A 16,289-nucleotide genomic window follows, 5' to 3' on the forward strand; every position below is an offset into this window, starting at 1 on the left:
TCAATTGTATACCGAGAGTGAGGGATTCGAACCCTCGCACAGCACAAAGCCGCCTAACGGATTTCGAGTCCGTCCCCTTCAGCCGGACTTGGGTAACTCTCGCACTTACAAGCTCTAGTATATCTAATTTCCCGACTTATTTCAATGAAAAAAAGAAAAGGGACTGCACACTGAATGGGTTCGGTATGCAGTCTCCTGTCTAATCATTCTCTATAGTGATCAGGATCGGGATCTTCCGGGTTAAATACATCTTCATGGGTCTCTGCATAAGACTGTGGCACGTTGAAATCAACGCCGAAGCCCGGAGGTGTGAGATCTTCCGCCGAAGACATATCTGATTCGTCTGAGGTCTTCTTTATCTCTTTTGTATGAGAGTCGTCTGCCCCGCCTGACTGGTCGCTGTCCAGCCTAGCGTCCTTGTCGTTCCTGTGTGGAGAGGTTGAAGCATCTTTGGCTAGAAGGATGAATCCGCCTCTGCCGATCGTATCTTCGTGTACAGCCATGTCCTTCTCTTCAAGATGGTACTTTTCCAGCGGATGATCACTCTCTTTATCCAATTTTTCTCTGCTGACGGTTTCCACAACGATATCGACCATCGCTTCACAGTTCGCTCTTTCTTCCTCTGTACAAATAAGTACCAGCTCATCTTTTGAGTAATGTCCCTCTTGAATGAATCTTTCGATATCCGACACCATATGGCCTAATTGCTGCTGAGCCTTTAAAAATTTCATTCTGATTCCTCCTATGAATTGCTGTTCTTCACTATAATTTTAACAGAGTTGATGAGCTCTCACCAACTATAACAACTGGAGCAGATGATCACTAACCTAAAGCGACGTCTAAAAACATCATGACTGTGAAGCCGATCATAGCTCCTATCGTCCCGATATCGTTATGCCGTTCAACTTTTGCTTCAGGAATCAGCTCTTCAACCACAACATAAATCATGGCCCCGGCAGCAAAAGATAAGGCGTAAGGCAGGAGCGTGCGCATGGATAAGACTAAGGCCGCCCCAATGACACCGGCAAATGGTTCGACGATCCCTGAAGCTTGCCCATAAGCGAAGGCTTTAAACCGGCTGAACCCCTCTTTTCGTAAAGGAAGGGATACCGAAGCACCTTCCGGGAAGTTTTGCAGTCCGATCCCCACTGCAAGGGCAATAGCACTCGCTACCGTAGAGGCGGGAAAGCCGGCAGCAGCAGCGCCAAAAGCCACCCCTACGGCAAGTCCTTCTGGAATGTTATGCAGTGTGATAGCCAACACGAGCAGGACACTGCGTCTCAAGTCTGTTTTTATCCCTTCTTCTTTCCCATTGCTATCATTTAAACTCGGATGCAGATGGGGCAATAGCTTATCCGTGATGAACAGAAACAGTCCGCCGGATAAAAAGCCCACGACAGCAGGGATCCATCCAGGAACACCTGTCGCTTCTGCCAGCTCAATGGCCGGAGCGAGCAAAGACCAGAAACTGGCTGCAATCATTACGCCGGCTGCAAAACCAAGCATTGCCGTTAAAAGATTTTTGTTCATTTCTTTCACTAAAAAGACTAAAGATGCACCAAGTGCTGTAACGCCCCAGGTAAATAATGTGGCCAGCAGGGCCTGTAGTACAGGATGCAAAGTAATAAACCAATCCATTTTTCATTCTCCTTTGATTATCAGTTCCTATATATTATAGCGAAAAACCGGTGTGATTGAAACGATATTAGATTGTTGTTCGAACAGAACCATTCTTTGCCCGTCCCGGTCGTTTTATGATCTAAAAATAGTTATTGACTTTTCCATAAAATCACTATATAATAAATTCTGTTGGTAAAATTGTTCTGGTAGCTCAGCTGGATAGAGCATTCGCCTTCTAAGCGAACGGTCGGGGGTTCGAATCCCTCCCAGAACGTCAATGATCAAAATAGAAAAAAGAGGAGGAGACGAAAGTCTCCTCCTCTTTTTTCTATTCTATATGTATTTAATGGGAAAACAGCACTGCTATCTTGGTTCTACCCATTCTATCTGATTAAAAACAGGTTTGAGCTATTTGCCCGAACCTGTTTTCACTTACTTCTCGTCTTTCCTTTTAGGACGTTCGTCATTATGAAAAACTTTTCCTGTTTTTGTATAATACACTTCTTCTTTTTCAGCCAGTTTATTCAAGTATCTGGCTAATACAAAAAAGTAATCAGACAAGCGGTTAAGGTAAATCAAGGGAGGTTCCGCCACAGGTTCTTTTTCATTCAACTTCAGGACTGTTCGTTCGACCCGGCGTGTCACTGTTCTCGCTATATGAGCCTGCGACGCCTGTTTTGCTCCTCCCGGCAAGATGAAATAGTTGATTTCACTTACTTTTTCTGTCAGTTCATCGATTTCCTGTTCGATCGTTTGGATCTCAGAAAGGTCAAACTGCATCCCCAGTTTATTCCCCTTATCAGCCAGAATGCTGCCGATATCAAATAAGTTGTGCTGGATCCGACTCAGTGATTCTTTGATAATATTCCTCGATACAGTCTTTTCCTCATCGACCAGACTGGCAAGCAATCCCACTTGGGCATTCAATTCATCAATACTCCCATAGGCATCCACCCTTACATCCGTTTTCCTGACCGTCTGGCCGCCGATCAGATTCGTATTGCCATGATCTCCTCTACCAGTATATATTTTCATTCTAGCACCCCATACATTCATCATAATACCTTTTATTGTAATGCTTTTACCCTAGTCTTAGCAAACAAAAAACATGACCCCTCAGAGAAGGATCATGTTTTTTCAACTTTTTAATATAAATGCAGGTAGTTGTCTTTCTCCCATTGACTGATAGAAGCTTTATAAGCATCCCATTCCACCATTTTAGACTGATAAAAGTTTTTGTATATATGATTGCCTAAAGCTGACTGTATTGTTTCATCGCTTTTCAGCACTTTCAAGGCACTATGCAGACTCGTAGGTAGAGACTTGATGCCATGTTCTTCCAGCTCATGCTCATTCATTTCATAAATATTGTCACACGTTTCTTCTGGCGGCATCCACTCGTTTTTCACGCCGTCAAGGCCTGCTTTCAGCATCACTGCCAATGCCAGATAAGGATTAGCTGTCGGATCGACAGAACGTACTTCCAGTCGTGTAGACAAGCCTCTTGAAGCAGGGATCCTGATCATTGGTGTACGGTTACTACCAGACCAGGCGATATATACAGGTGCTTCATAACCGGGAACAAGTCGCTTGTATGAGTTGACAGTTGGATTAGTTATCGCTGTGTAAGCTGGCGCATGGTGCAGCAGGCCCGCCAAAAACTGATAGGCCGTTTGGCTCAGCTCTCTTTCATCCGATTCATCATAAAACGCGTTCTTTTCCTCTTTAAACAGAGACATATTACAGTGCATTCCTGAACCATTGATACCGAATAAGGGCTTCGCCATGAAAGTAGCGTGCAGCCCATATTTACGGGCGACTGTCTTGACGATCAGCTTGAACGTCTGGATATTATCACAGGCCTCTACTGCATCTGCATACTTCCAGTCGATCTCGTGCTGACCAGGCGCAACTTCATGATGACTTGCTTCGATCTCAAAACCTAAATCTTCCAGTTCCAGCACGATATCACGACGACAGTTTTCAGCTAAGTCGGTCGGGGCCAAATCAAAATACCCGCCTTTGTCATTCAAGTTTTCTGTGATCTCATGCTCTTCATTCAGTTTAAACAAGAAAAATTCAGGTTCCGGCCCAAGATTGAATGAAGTAAAGCCCATTTCTTTTGCTTCGTTCATCATTCTTTTCAGATTGGTACGCGGGTCACCAGAGAAAGGCGAGCCGTCTGGATTGGCAATATCACAGATCAGGCGTGCCACCCGACCACTTCTTGACGTTTCGATTTCCCATGGAAAAACGAGCCAGGTATCCAGATCCGGTTTTAAATACATATCTGATTCATGGATTCGGACAAAGCCTTCGATCGAAGAACCATCAAACATCATTTTTCCATCCAATACTTTCTCGAGCTGACTCACAGGTACTTCTACATTCTTAATGATCCCCAGTATATCTGTAAACATCAGCCTTAAAAAACGGACATTCTCTTTCTTGACGTCATCGACGATCTTTTCTCTAGTTATTTCATTCATCTCAATCTCTCCTCGTGTATACCAATGTATTTTTATCGCTTTTAATGCCTTTGTTAATAAGTACTTTTGAATGATACCACTTTTACTTTTAGAGTGCAAGAAAAAATGTCTGATTTTTTATCGATCACCTGATCATAAAAAAAACTCTGAAAGAAGCATAGAAAACTTCTTTCAGAGGGCATTTTCTCATTTTGAATTTTTTAGTAAAGTTTAAAATAACGGTCCATTTCATATTGAGATACAGCGGTGGAATATTTTCTCCAGTCTGCTTCTTTGGCAGCCACAAACCGTTCAAAGATGTGCTGACCAATGGCATCTTTAATTGTCTCGTCCTTTTTCAATGCTTCAAGAGCTTCAGCAAGGGTTTTTGGCAGTGACTGGATCTGGTTTTCATCCCGTTCAAACTGACTCATGTTATAGATGTTCTTATTTACTGGGCTGGGTGCACTCTTAGCTTCAGCTATACCTTTCATCCCTGCTTTTAAGAGAACAGCCAGAGCGAGATAAGGATTGGCTGTCGGATCGACACTTCTCAGCTCAACACGCGTAGATTGTCCTCTAGACGCCGGTACACGGATCAGAGGGGTTCTGTTCGTTCCAGACCAGGCAACGTACACAGGCGCCTCAAATCCAGGCGTGAGACGTTTATAGGAGTTGATGATCGGATTGCATACAGCTGTATAGGCCTGTGCATGATCCAATAGTCCCGCAATAAACTGATAGGCAGTCCTGCTCAGCCCATCTTCATTGCTTTCATCGAAAAAGGCATTCTTTCCGTCTTTGAATAAAGACATATTGAAATGCATGCCCGAGCCGCTGATTTCTTCAATCGGTTTAGGCATGAACGTGGCATGGAGTCCGTGTTTTCTGGCAACCGTTTTGACGATCAGCTTGAACGTCTGGATATTATCACAGGCTTCTACGGCATCCGCATATTTCCAGTCGATTTCGTGCTGTCCGGGTGCGGCTTCGTGATGACTGGCCTCGATTTCAAAGCCCAGTGCTTCCAGTTCCAAAACGATGTCCCTTCGGCAGTTTTCAGCCAAATCAGTGGGAGCCAGATCGAAATACCCTCCGTGGTCATTCAGATTCTTGCTTGGATTCCCGTTTTCGTCTAGTTTAAACAGGAAGAACTCGGGTTCAGGTCCTAAATTGAATTCAGTGAATCCCATATGTTCCATTTCATTCAAGACACGTTTAAGGTTGCTTCGCGGATCCCCTTCAAACGGTTCTCCAGCAGGCATATAAACATCGCAGATAAAACGTGCGATACGGCCGTCACTTGAATCAAGTTCCCAAGGAAAAATCAGCCATGTATCCAGATCCGGGTGCAATTTCATATCACTTTGATCGATTTCCACAAAACCATCTATAGAAGAACCGTCAAAAGCCATTTCGTTGTCCATAACTTTATCAAGCTGACTGATAGGAACCTCCACATTCTTGATGACCCCATCTATATCCGTAAACATCAACCTCAAAAACCTGACGTTTCTCTCTTTTGCCTCGTTCTTGATTTCCTCTTTTCGATTGGAGGACATTGTCCATTCATCATCCTTTCAGATTGTTTGATCTTCTTCATTATTAAGAGTACGTACATCTTATTTATTTGTCAATTAATTTCTCTTTTTTTCAAAAATCCCTTAGATTTCAGCGAAAAACACCGACTACACCTCTCGCTCTCCTCCGTCTCGGCCATCATTTCCTGATTCTCAGTTAACATGGCATTAAAGACCTTTACTCTGCGATGATGAGTGTATACAAAAAAAAGTCGAGATCGGTTGATCTCGACAATTAAAAAGTATTAAACTTTTATGATTTAACTGCGTCTTTTAAAGCTTTACCAGCTTTGAATGCTGGAACTTTAGTTGCAGGAATTTGGATTTCTTCCCCAGTTTGAGGATTACGTCCTTTACGTGCTGCGCGGTCGCGTACTTCAAAGTTACCAAAACCAATGATTTGTACTTTTTCGCCGTCAGCTAATGTATCTTTGATTGATTCGAAAACTGCTTCTACTGCAGCTGTTGCGTCCTTTTTAGTAAGGTCAGCTGAAGTTGCTACTTTTTCGATTAATTCTGCTTTATTTGCCATCGTTATCTTTCACCTCCTCAAAAGAAGATCGATGCATGCCAATTTAAGGAATTAACGTGCGATCTTACTGCACTCTCTTTTATAAAAATGCACTTGGGTGAAATAGTCTGTTATGACATTTCAATTAAAAAGATACCATAGAATCCTTGATACTGCAATGCTTTTATACTATTCTCTTGAAATTATAGCTAATTTAGAGAAGAAAATATAGTTGACTTTTAAGGATTTTCTATTCTTTCTATTTTCGTCTGCGGGGAATGATCCGAATAGGTGTTCCTTCAAAATTAAACGTATCTCTGAATCTGTTCTCCAGGAAACGTGCATATGAAAAGTGGAGCAGATCTGGGTCGTTGACGAAAATAATGAACGTCGGAGGTGAAACAGACACCTGCGTCGTATAATAAATTTTAAGACGTCGGCCTTTGTCCGTTGGTGTCGGATTGGTCGCGACAGCATCCATGACTACGTCGTTAAGGATAGATGACTGTATGCGCAGGTTGCGGTTCATAAAGACCTCTTCGATACGTTCAGGCAATAAATGCAGACGTTTCTTCGTTAATGCGGAAACAAACACGATAGGTGCGTAACTTAGATACTGGAACTCATCTCTGACATCCAGTTCAAACTCTTTCATGGTATTTGTTTCTTTTTCAACGGTATCCCATTTATTCACAACAAGGATGATTCCTTTGCCTGCTTCATGTGCATAGCCAAAGACTCGCTTATCCTGTTCTCTGATACCTTCTTCAGCATTGATGACACATAAGACGACATCGGAACGCTCAATGGCTCTAAGCGCTCTTAAAACGCTGTACTTTTCAGTCGTTTCATAGATCTTGCCTTTTTTACGCATCCCGGCCGTGTCTATGACGACAAAGTCTCGTCCTTCATTGGTCTGAAAACGTGTATCGACAGCTTCACGTGTCGTACCGGCGATGTTGGAAACGATCACGCGTTCCTCGCCGATAATGGCATTGACCAGACTGGATTTTCCTACATTCGGACGTCCGATGACACTGAATTTGATCGTTGATTCATCATAGTCACTTTCATTGTCAGCCGGGAAGTGCTTGATGACTTCATCCAGAACATCTCCAAGACCCAAACCATGAGAGCCTGATATAGGATAGGGATCTCCCAGGCCTAAAGAATAAAACTCATACACATCATTTCTCAACTCAGGGTTGTCGGCTTTATTGACTGCCAGAATAACAGGTTTTCCGGACTTGAATAAAATCGGAGCAACCTGCTGATCTTCATATGTGACGCCTTCTTTCACACTTGTCATCATGATGATGACGTCGGCTTCTTCTATGGCGATCTGTGCCTGCTGTCTGATTTGAACATTCAGCGGCTCATCTTCCAAAGTGATGCCGCCCGTGTCTATTAAAGCAAATTCGCGACCGAGCCATTCAGCATCGGCATAAATCCTGTCTCTCGTCACGCCGGATGTATCTTCGACGATGGATATTCGTTCACCTACAACACGGTTAAAAATCGTTGATTTCCCTACGTTCGGTCTACCTACAATTGCTACAGTTGGTTTCACTACTAAAACACCTTCTTTCTCATTTCTAATTTACTCAGTAAAAACAGCACACCCAACTGAAATAGGCATTATACCTAGATACAGTTGGGTGCGGTAAAATATACCCTTTTATTTATTACTCTTCGTCTTCATCAGTCATGAAGCCTGAAAGCTGATCACCGATCTGATCGCCTAATGTGAATGCACCTTCATCGTCTTCATCATCACGCAGTGACGGCTGTTTGATTTCAGGTTTGTTTTTAGACTGTTTGTTTGACTTTTCTTTTGGTTTTTCAGTGTCCGCTGATTCATTCGTATTTTCTTCTAAAGCTTTGATGCTTAGAGAAATACGTTCTTCTTCAGGATTGACACTCAAGACTTTGACTTCGATTTCTTCATCTTTAGCTACCACTTCATGCGGTGTTTCCACATGTTTGTGTGCCATTTCAGAAATATGAACAAGTCCTTCAACACCCGGTTTGACTTCAACAAACGCACCAAAGTCAGTCACACGTTTGACCGTGCCTTTAGTTACTGTACCGGCCGGGAGTTCTTCTTCAAGATTATCCCAAGGTCCAGCTAGAGTTTCTTTAATAGATAGAGAAACACGTTCCTGCTCTTTGTCTACTTTAAGGACTTTCACGTCGACTTTGTCCCCTTTAGATAGTTTATCTTTAGGAGAATCGATACGCTCATGAGCGATTTCAGAAATGTGAACCAGTCCGTCTACGCCACCGACATTTACGAAAGCACCAAAGTTAGTCAGACGAACGACTTCACCTTCAACAACTGATCCTTCTTCAAGGTTCTCAAGCGCTTTTTCTCTCTCTGCAGCCTGTTCTTTTTCAAGAAGGACTTTACGGGAAAGGATCAGCTGACGTTCTTTAGGGTCGATTTCAATGATTTTAAAGTCATAGGTGTTGCCTTCAAACTGATTCAAGTCACTGACAAAGTGTGTGTCGATCTGTGAAGCGGGAACGAAACCTCTTACGCCTAAATCAACAGTCAGACCGCCTTTAACGACGCGTGAAACAGTTGCTTCGATGACTTCATCGTTATCGTATTTCTGCTGAAGTTCTTCCCATACTTTACGCTGGTCGACGCGTTTTTTAGATAAAATAAAGCTGCCTTGCTCTTTATCCTTGACGTCTCTTAAAACGACCACATCGATAGTGTCACCAATGGACACAACATCAGACGGATGGTCGAAACGTTCAGTTGCCAGTTCTCTTGGTGGAATAACGCCTTCCTGTCCACCTTCTAAACCGACAATGACCTGTTTATCTTTATCAATAGTCAATACTTCACCTTTGACAAGATCACCAGGAGTGATATCGTCGACGGCGTTCATGACATCTGACATTGATTCAGATGCTGCATTATCTGTTTCCACTGCAGGCTGTACATCTGCTTCTTCATTCTCAGCCATGACATCTTCAGGAGAAGTGTCGCCAGGTGTATTGACCTGTACCTGCTCGTTTGCAGTTTCGACTGCTTCTTCTTCAGTCACCTCTGTGTTCTCTACTTCGTTTCTATTTTCTTCTGTCATAATATTTGCCTCCCAAAACCAATAATTCCTACATCTTTAATTGTACCGAATATATAAAATAATTTCCACTAAAACATACTATCTTGTGTAAATCCTTGAAATCAGGCTTTTTTGATCAAATTTTTTATAGTATCGACGACTTCATCGATCGTCATTTTTGTCGTATCGATCCTGACCGCATCCTCTGCCTGCTTCAAAGGAGATGAATCACGCGTGGAGTCTTTATAATCTCTTTCTGCAATATCTTTCTTCAGCTGATCCAGATCAGAAAAAATGCCTTTTTCCTTATTTTCCTTGTGCCGGCGTTCAGCTCTTTCCTTGACACTGGCCACTAAAAAGATTTTAAGGTCGGCATCCGGCAATACGACCGTACCGATATCACGGCCATCCATGACGACGCCGTTATCCTGGGCCATGTCCTGCTGTCGCTTGACCATCAACTGACGGACTTTGGGATGTGCGGCAACAACAGAAACGGTGTTTGTCACATTATTATCTCTGATGCCATATGTGACATCCACGCCATTTGAAAAAACAGACTGGCCTTTTTCATCCGGTTCAAATGTGATCTCAGTTTTCTCCAGCAAATCGACCAAAGCCTTCTGGTCTTTTATATTCACATTGTTTTTTAACGCTTCAAACGTCAATGTCCGATACATCGCACCCGTATCCACATAGATAAGGCCCAGGTCGGCCGCGATCCTCTTAGCTACTGTGCTTTTACCTGAAGAAGCCGGTCCGTCTATAGCAATGGTTAATGATTTATTGTCCATTCTCTCCACACTTTCGTTATCTGATTAGTTTACTCTCAATTCCTGCCCTACATACACGGTTTCATCCTGGATGCCATTCAGCTGCATGAGTTCTTCCGTACTCATCCCATGATTGAGTGCAATGCGGTACATATTATCTCCCGCTTCAACAGTATAATAAGTAGCATCCCCTGTTTCTGCCGGTTCTTCTTCAGCAGCGGGCACTGTATCGGAAAATCCGGTATTGCCGATCTCTTCCTGCGAACTGTCCGTTGTTTCTTCATCGGAACCAGTCTCATCTGAGCTGGCTGCTGGTTCAGACCCTTCTTCAGTGCCGGTTACGGCTTCACCTGATTCTTCATCGGATCCGTCGTCAGCTTCTGCAGCCACTTCGCTTTCGTTCTGTGATTCCTCTTCCTCTGAATCTCTTGTATCTGATTCCTCGGTGTCTTCAAGTACTATATCATCTGATTCCTCTGGCTCTTCATTTTGCTCATTTTCTGCGACTTGTTCGACCGCAGGACTTGTTGGTTCTTCAGACAAGCTGTCTCTACTTGACCACCAGAGATAAGCGGATATCGGCAGGATGGCAAGCAGCAGCAAAAAGACTAAAAAGGCAGTTAGGATCGGAGAAATGCTTTTTTCTCTTTCGCGTTTAGCTTTTCTTGACAGTGGCTCTTCTTCATTGGATTCAACTTCTTCGTCAAAGCGTTTTGACCAAAGCTCTTCCATGGATTGACGATCTTTTTTCCCCATAGTGTGACTCCTCTCATACGATTCGATATTTATTATAGCATAGATACGATTACTTTTTAGGCAGCTCGTTAAATTTAAATAATTTGTTCAAAATCACTTCCCAGGCCAGTTCTCTCTTTTGTTCTATATGACCAGGCTGCCGCTGATAAGGTAAGCTTAATTGAGAGTCACAGCTAGAACAACAGTCACCGGGATATTCGTTGAGTTCTTCGTTAAAATAATTCAATAGCATTTTTCGTTTACATCTGTCTACAGAAGCATACTGAACCATGACACTCAACTGTTGTTTTTTATACCGTTTTCGTTCTGATATACGATTTAATGCTTCATTGATATCTATATTTTGATTTATAAAGTATTTTGCGAGTCTGGTTTTGCTGTCATCATTCAGAGCTTCCAGTGCCTTTGGATGTCTATAGGCATATCTCAATTCGTTCTCTTCAGGCAGTGACTCTTCCTGCAGCCTATTCTGAAGATATTCATCCCCGTTCTCATAAAGGAGCAGCGCAATGCCGCCTTTCCTGTCTCTGCTTGCCCGGCCGATTTCCTGAAGATACATTTCTGGATTTGCTGGCATATGATAGTGGATCACGTACCTGATATCGGGTTTGTCGATCCCCATCCCAAAGGCACTCGTTGCACAGATGATATCCAGCTCGTTCGTCAGAAACTGTGCCTGTATTTTTTTCTTGTCTTTTGCTTCAATATCACTGTGGTAACTTTCAGCAGTATATTCGGTGGTTTCTCTGATCATTCTGGCGATCGCATCTGCACCTTTTTTACTGGAAAAATATATGATGCCTGAACGTCCGAATGCTTCGATCGCATTAAAGAGCCTGGTATCTTTATCTCCCGTACACTGTTCCACTCTTAATTGTATTGATGGCCGATCAACAGAATAAATCACTTCCTTGACCTTTCCATGGAGATTCAGATTTTCGATGATTTCATCTCTGACCGTTTTCACAGCAGTCGCCGTCAGCGCCATAGTCAAAGGATCGTTTAAATGGTTTCTTAACTCTCCCAGTTTCAGATAATCGGGGCGAAAGTCCATACCCCACTGAGAAATACAATGCGCTTCATCTACAACAAGCAAAGAAACGGTCAAGTTCTTCAAGTGGTCAAGAATCCACTCCTGCTGCAGCATCTCCGGAGACATGAAAATAAACTTATACGTATGTAGAGAGCTGACGACCATCTTTTTTTCCTTTTGAGACATAAAACTGTTCAAAGCAACGACTGACTTCTCCCCGTTCTTTTTCATCGTTTCGACTTGGTCTTCCATAAGAGAAAGCAGTGGCGAAACAATAAGCGTAGCTCCGGGCAGGAAATAGGACGGCAGCTGATAACAAAGTGACTTCCCTGTTCCTGTAGGCAACATGACCAGAGAATGATATCCAGTCAAAGCCGTTTCGATCGCCTCTTTTTGTCCCGGCCTGAATGAAGTAAAACCGAACCTTGATTCGAGCCTCTCATACATCTGTTTTTCAAGTAAGTCATCCATAACGTCGCATCCTTTCGATCTCGACTAAACGAAAAGTGAAAAAATCCAGATCATCGATCAGAGTTTTCGCTTCAGCATATTTCACCGAGGGATTTGTTTCAAGTAATTCATGGCAGGCAGTAAAGTGTTGAGCTCGGATATACCGTTTAAAGTACGGCCAGTCGGTTATCAGAACGCATTCCAGTATGTGCTCTTTAATGGTATTAGCTTTCAGTTTTCTTCTTCTGGCAATTTCTTCTATGCCCTTACCTTCTTCAAGCAGATGCTTTGATATTCTTGCACTGTGACTTAATCCCTCATCACAATCCATATGTGTCGTTTCCCATAGTGACTTAAGCAGAGGATATCGGTCTCCATCTAATCGAGCTGATTTGTAACTGAGCTGATCAATGAAGACGGCATAGTGTTTTTGGGATAATCCAAATGTTTCCTGCATCTGACGGCTGGTACTCCCGCTGACATTGTAACCAGTGAGATGGCCGGCAATAAAGTCAGCCTCTTTGGGCAGCAACGTCTGGAAGAAGGCTCTCAGCTCTTTGAACCAGTCTGCAGTCAATTCATCCATTGACCTCCCCTGTTCTCCCAGCCACTTTTTCAGGCTTTGCTGATCATCCAGTGACGAAAGATAAGGCAGGTAATGCTTATTATTATTACTGTACTCTGAGAAGACCTGTGTTGTAAAAATCAGACGATGCCAAAAAAGCGGCTTAGTCGCCGAATAGCGCAACTGATCCAATTCGTTGTTCACTGGAAAAGCATCCGTAAAAGTTTCTTTGACTTTCGCCCCCTTCGCAGTCTGGCACAGACTCCCTTCATTCAAATCAACGAGCTCGTTCTCAAGAAGAGTATTTGTCAGACTCTCCCATTCTCTTAAAGAAAGCTCCGGAAATAGGCCAAACAGAGTGTAGAGCTTATTTTTCTCAACATTAAACAGGACTGAAGGGGTACGCTTTCCTCCCGCGATTAGACTGAGCTGTTTAGCTGTCACACGCGTTTGCTCGTTAAACAAGCTCAGTATGAATTTGAAAATAAAATCTTCTCTCACTCTTATGACACCTCCGCGGATATCCTTGCATATTTGATTCCTATTATAACATTATTTCAAGAATGTCTTAATGAGAAATATGACTTTTGTCAAAACAAAAAAAGAGAACAAACCATACCTTGAATCAATCGGGTATGATTTATTCTCTTTTAGAAAAAGTTTTTTTAATTAGTGCGTTTCATTAGCGACCATTCTGTGCGCCCGCTTTTTTTCATATTTTTTCTTCGTTTTATCCAGCCAAGGTTTAAGTTTGCTAAAGGCAACGTAGAAAACAAGTCCAACCAGTACACCTTTGATCAAGTTAAAAGGAACCACGGCTAATAGTAGATACGTACGCATAGGACCGACATCGAATCCCATAACAGCCATATAGGCTGGAGCAATAAACAGCCAGTTCAGTACCGACATCATGACTGTCAAGGACAACGTTGATGAAAAGATACCCGCTATTTTATTTTTTAACGATGAACCATGTTTGATGAGTACAAGGTAGATCGGCAGTGTAAACGAAACTGAAGCTATAAATGCCGCAGTATCACCGATCGGGAATCCCATTTCTCCACCTTTTTGGGCATAGGATAAGAGTGAGCGAATAAACGCGATCGTGATTCCTGCTGCTGGCCCATATACATACATGCCGAATAACACGGCTAAATCACTGAAATCCACCTTCAAAAATGGTGAACCAGGCAGTACCGGAAAAGCTAACATGGATATCACCCAGGCTAATGATGCTAACATGGCGACACCTACTAATTTCTTCGTCTTGCTGTTTGACATAATAAATCCTCCTGAAAGGATCCATCCTACTTAGGGTGAACTCCACTGAATACCACTGACATGCTGCTGCCCCCGAAAGATGAAGAAACAAAAAAACTCTGCTTGTCTCCATATTTCAGGAAGCAAACAGAGCTATAGACAGATTTATATTCAGTCAAAAAGCTCCATCTTCTTTATCCAGACTATACTGTCGGTACTGGAATTACACCAGTTCAGCAATTTTACTCGCTCGTGGACTATACCACCGGTAGGGATTTGCACCCTGCCCCTGAAGATGAATCATAATTATTTTATTTTCACTACTTATTATAATGGAATAACAGAATTAGTCAAGTGTTTGAATTGACATTCCGGTCACTCTTCTGAATCGTCTTCCTCGTCAGACATAGGGATGTGGATGATAAAGGCAGAACCTTCACCAAATGTCGACTCCACTTCAATGAATCCACCATGAGCTTCAATGATATTCTTGACCAGAGACAAGCCGATACCTGTTCCTTTGGCATTGGACGAATAATTATTCCGAGACTTATCTGCTTTGAAAAACCGGTCAAAGATATATGGCAGATCGTCTTCGGGTATGCCTGTCCCGGTATCCTTAACGATCATCACCACTTCATCCAATTCTTCTTCTTTAAGCAGCTGAAGGGTGACGATTTTTTCACTTTTCTCTGTCATGCTGGTATGTCTGATTGCATTATTGATCAAGTTCACAAAAACCTGATCCATTTTATCTTTGTCAAGCATCTGGTGGATCGTTTCTTTCGGCGCTTCCATCTGGAGTGACACCTCAACATCACTCGCCATATTATCAAAACGGAACAGAAGATTACGCAGATAACTGTTCATATTGACTTCCGTCTTCTGCAATTCAATATAGCCGGCTTCCATCCGTGACAAGTCCAGCATTTCGTTCACCATCCGGTTCATACGCTGAGATTCATCTCGAATGATCTGAGCCATTTCTTTCTTTTCTTCTATGCTTTCCGCTACGTCATCGAGTATGGCTTCACTATAGCCCTGGACCATCACTAGAGGGGTACGTAATTCATGAGAGATGTTATTGATAAAGTCGACTCTCATCCTGTCCAGACGATGTTCCTTAGTCAGATCTTTTGTGGAAACGACCAGACCACGGAGATCCTGGCTTTCACTTTCCAGTAGAGGCAGCACAGTTACCACATAATACGTTTCTTCCATCTCAATGGTAAATTCGACTGATGCTTTCTCTTGAATGACTTCATCCAGTTTTGCTTCTATATCAACAAATTCATCCTGATCTGAAAAATTCGATTCTTCGATCTGATAATGTGTGAGAAACAGATCACCAACAGGATTGGATAACAGAAGCGTTTTATCAGAATCGTAATAGATGATCCCGGTCTCGATATTATCCAGTATATGAGACAATAATTCTTTTTCCTGTTTAACGACCATCCGGTTCGTCTCAAGAGAATGTCCCATCTTATTCATCGCCATGGCCAGCTCAGACAAGTCATCCCGTCCTGAGATCGGGAGCTGATGACTGAAATCATCCCGCGCAAAGTCGAAAGCGATATTAGTCATGGCGTTGATCGGTTCTGAAACATTTCGTTTAAGGTAGATATAATAATATACAGCCGCAAAGATATGCGCCAGCACAAGACCGGTAAGCAGATAACTGATGCGTCTTTCCAGCGTTACAAGAAAAGACAAGTCTGCCCAGGAATACAGCAGCGCATCTTCCCCATCGATGACCGTTGGCTGTATGTGAAAGACATAGGGGATCGTAGCATCGTATTCGTCATTTTGGTCTGAGCGCATCTTAACGGACTCACTGGAATCAATAACGTCCATGATCCCTGGTTCCTCAGCGATCATTTCCTGTTCCTGTTCATCAAAGGGTAAGACCCACTCATCGTCGTTCGGGGTGTAAGTATCCTCTAGTAACAAGGCGAAATTCACTTGTGAATGAAAATTATTGATCGGCTCGATATTTTCCAATAAAAAATGCGGATCCGCAGTTGCCAGGCGTTCCACATTTTCTATGATCTGTTCATATTCATCCATATAGTTCTCTTTGATCTCCTGAGAATAGAAAACACCGTAAAATACAGTTGTGAAGACGAATGACAATAACGTGATCCCAAACGTAATGAGCCAGATCCTGATTGCCACTACATTTATCTTCATACG

The 16,289-nt window shown here is 42.8% G+C and carries 14 protein-coding genes, 2 tRNA genes and 1 riboswitch; of the genes, 1 reads left to right on the top strand and 15 read right to left on the bottom strand.

The genetic code is table 11. The features are described from left to right. Positions 1-11: 11 nt before the first annotated feature. The 3 genes from BMX84_RS00325 to BMX84_RS00335 form a co-directional block, all read right to left on the bottom strand. Positions 12-102 (bottom strand) — tRNA-Ser (locus BMX84_RS00325). A 101-nt stretch (positions 103-203) separates the two neighbouring features. Further along, positions 204-731: a hypothetical protein gene (locus tag BMX84_RS00330; protein ID WP_091485814.1), complete on the bottom strand. Its 528-nt coding sequence runs from the start codon at positions 729-731 to the stop codon at positions 204-206. A gap of 91 nt (positions 732-822) precedes the next feature. Beyond that, entirely contained in the window at positions 823-1,638 is an 816-nt protein-coding gene (locus BMX84_RS00335; RefSeq protein WP_091485816.1) for a ZIP family metal transporter, read from the bottom strand. 182 nt (positions 1,639-1,820) lie between these two features. Between BMX84_RS00335 and BMX84_RS00340 the strand changes: the two genes are divergently transcribed. Next, a tRNA-Arg gene (locus tag BMX84_RS00340) sits at positions 1,821-1,894 on the top strand. A gap of 158 nt (positions 1,895-2,052) precedes the next feature. Here BMX84_RS00340 and BMX84_RS00345 read toward each other — a convergent pair. The 12 genes from BMX84_RS00345 to BMX84_RS00400 form a co-directional block, all read right to left on the bottom strand. Then, the gene (locus BMX84_RS00345) at positions 2,053-2,655 is read right to left on the bottom strand and encodes a cob(I)yrinic acid a,c-diamide adenosyltransferase (RefSeq protein ID WP_177165403.1); all 603 of its coding nucleotides are present in this window, start codon (positions 2,653-2,655) and stop codon (positions 2,053-2,055) included. Positions 2,656-2,765: 110 nt separating this feature from the next. After that, on the bottom strand, positions 2,766-4,115 hold the full coding sequence (glnA, locus tag BMX84_RS00350; protein ID WP_218142316.1) for a type I glutamate--ammonia ligase: 1,350 nt from the start codon (positions 4,113-4,115) through the stop codon (positions 2,766-2,768). 194 nt (positions 4,116-4,309) lie between these two features. Further along, on the bottom strand, positions 4,310-5,650 hold the full coding sequence (gene glnA / locus BMX84_RS00355; protein ID WP_091485825.1) for a type I glutamate--ammonia ligase: 1,341 nt from the start codon (positions 5,648-5,650) through the stop codon (positions 4,310-4,312). 271 nt (positions 5,651-5,921) lie between these two features. Then, the gene (locus tag BMX84_RS00360) at positions 5,922-6,200 is read right to left on the bottom strand and encodes an HU family DNA-binding protein (RefSeq protein ID WP_091485828.1); all 279 of its coding nucleotides are present in this window, start codon (positions 6,198-6,200) and stop codon (positions 5,922-5,924) included. Positions 6,201-6,438: 238 nt separating this feature from the next. Then, the gene (der, locus tag BMX84_RS00365; protein ID WP_091485831.1) at positions 6,439-7,779 is read right to left on the bottom strand and encodes a ribosome biogenesis GTPase Der; all 1,341 of its coding nucleotides are present in this window, start codon (positions 7,777-7,779) and stop codon (positions 6,439-6,441) included. Positions 7,780-7,864: 85 nt separating this feature from the next. Beyond that, positions 7,865-9,277 carry a 30S ribosomal protein S1 gene (gene rpsA, locus BMX84_RS00370; protein WP_425528533.1) on the bottom strand — a complete coding sequence of 471 codons (1,413 nt, stop codon included), beginning with the start codon at positions 9,275-9,277 and terminating at the stop codon, positions 7,865-7,867. 101 nt (positions 9,278-9,378) lie between these two features. Then, positions 9,379-10,050 (bottom strand): (d)CMP kinase, encoded by a 672-nt coding sequence (cmk, locus tag BMX84_RS00375; RefSeq protein ID WP_091485833.1) that lies wholly within the window; start codon positions 10,048-10,050, stop codon positions 9,379-9,381. 24 nt (positions 10,051-10,074) lie between these two features. After that, positions 10,075-10,785, bottom strand: coding sequence for a LysM peptidoglycan-binding domain-containing protein (locus tag BMX84_RS00380; RefSeq protein WP_091485836.1), 711 nt, complete (start codon positions 10,783-10,785; stop codon positions 10,075-10,077). A gap of 49 nt (positions 10,786-10,834) precedes the next feature. Beyond that, a complete protein-coding gene (locus BMX84_RS00385; RefSeq protein ID WP_091485838.1) occupies positions 10,835-12,289 on the bottom strand; it encodes a RecQ family ATP-dependent DNA helicase in 1,455 nt (484 codons plus the stop codon). Beyond that, positions 12,282-13,334, bottom strand: coding sequence for a helix-turn-helix domain-containing protein (locus BMX84_RS00390; RefSeq protein WP_091485841.1), 1,053 nt, complete (start codon positions 13,332-13,334; stop codon positions 12,282-12,284). Before BMX84_RS00390 ends, BMX84_RS00385 begins: the two co-directional genes overlap by 8 nt. A gap of 168 nt (positions 13,335-13,502) precedes the next feature. Further along, positions 13,503-14,114 (bottom strand): ECF transporter S component, encoded by a 612-nt coding sequence (locus tag BMX84_RS00395; protein ID WP_371860928.1) that lies wholly within the window; start codon positions 14,112-14,114, stop codon positions 13,503-13,505. 162 nt (positions 14,115-14,276) lie between these two features. Continuing rightward, positions 14,277-14,394, bottom strand: a riboswitch (FMN riboswitch). 74 nt (positions 14,395-14,468) lie between these two features. Beyond that, positions 14,469-16,286, bottom strand: coding sequence for a HAMP domain-containing sensor histidine kinase (locus BMX84_RS00400; protein WP_091485846.1), 1,818 nt, complete (start codon positions 16,284-16,286; stop codon positions 14,469-14,471). Positions 16,287-16,289: the final 3 nt, after the last annotated feature.

The sequence above is a fragment of the Alkalibacterium putridalgicola genome (assembly GCF_900109825.1).
GTDB lineage: Bacteria > Bacillota > Bacilli > Lactobacillales > Carnobacteriaceae_A > Alkalibacterium > Alkalibacterium putridalgicola.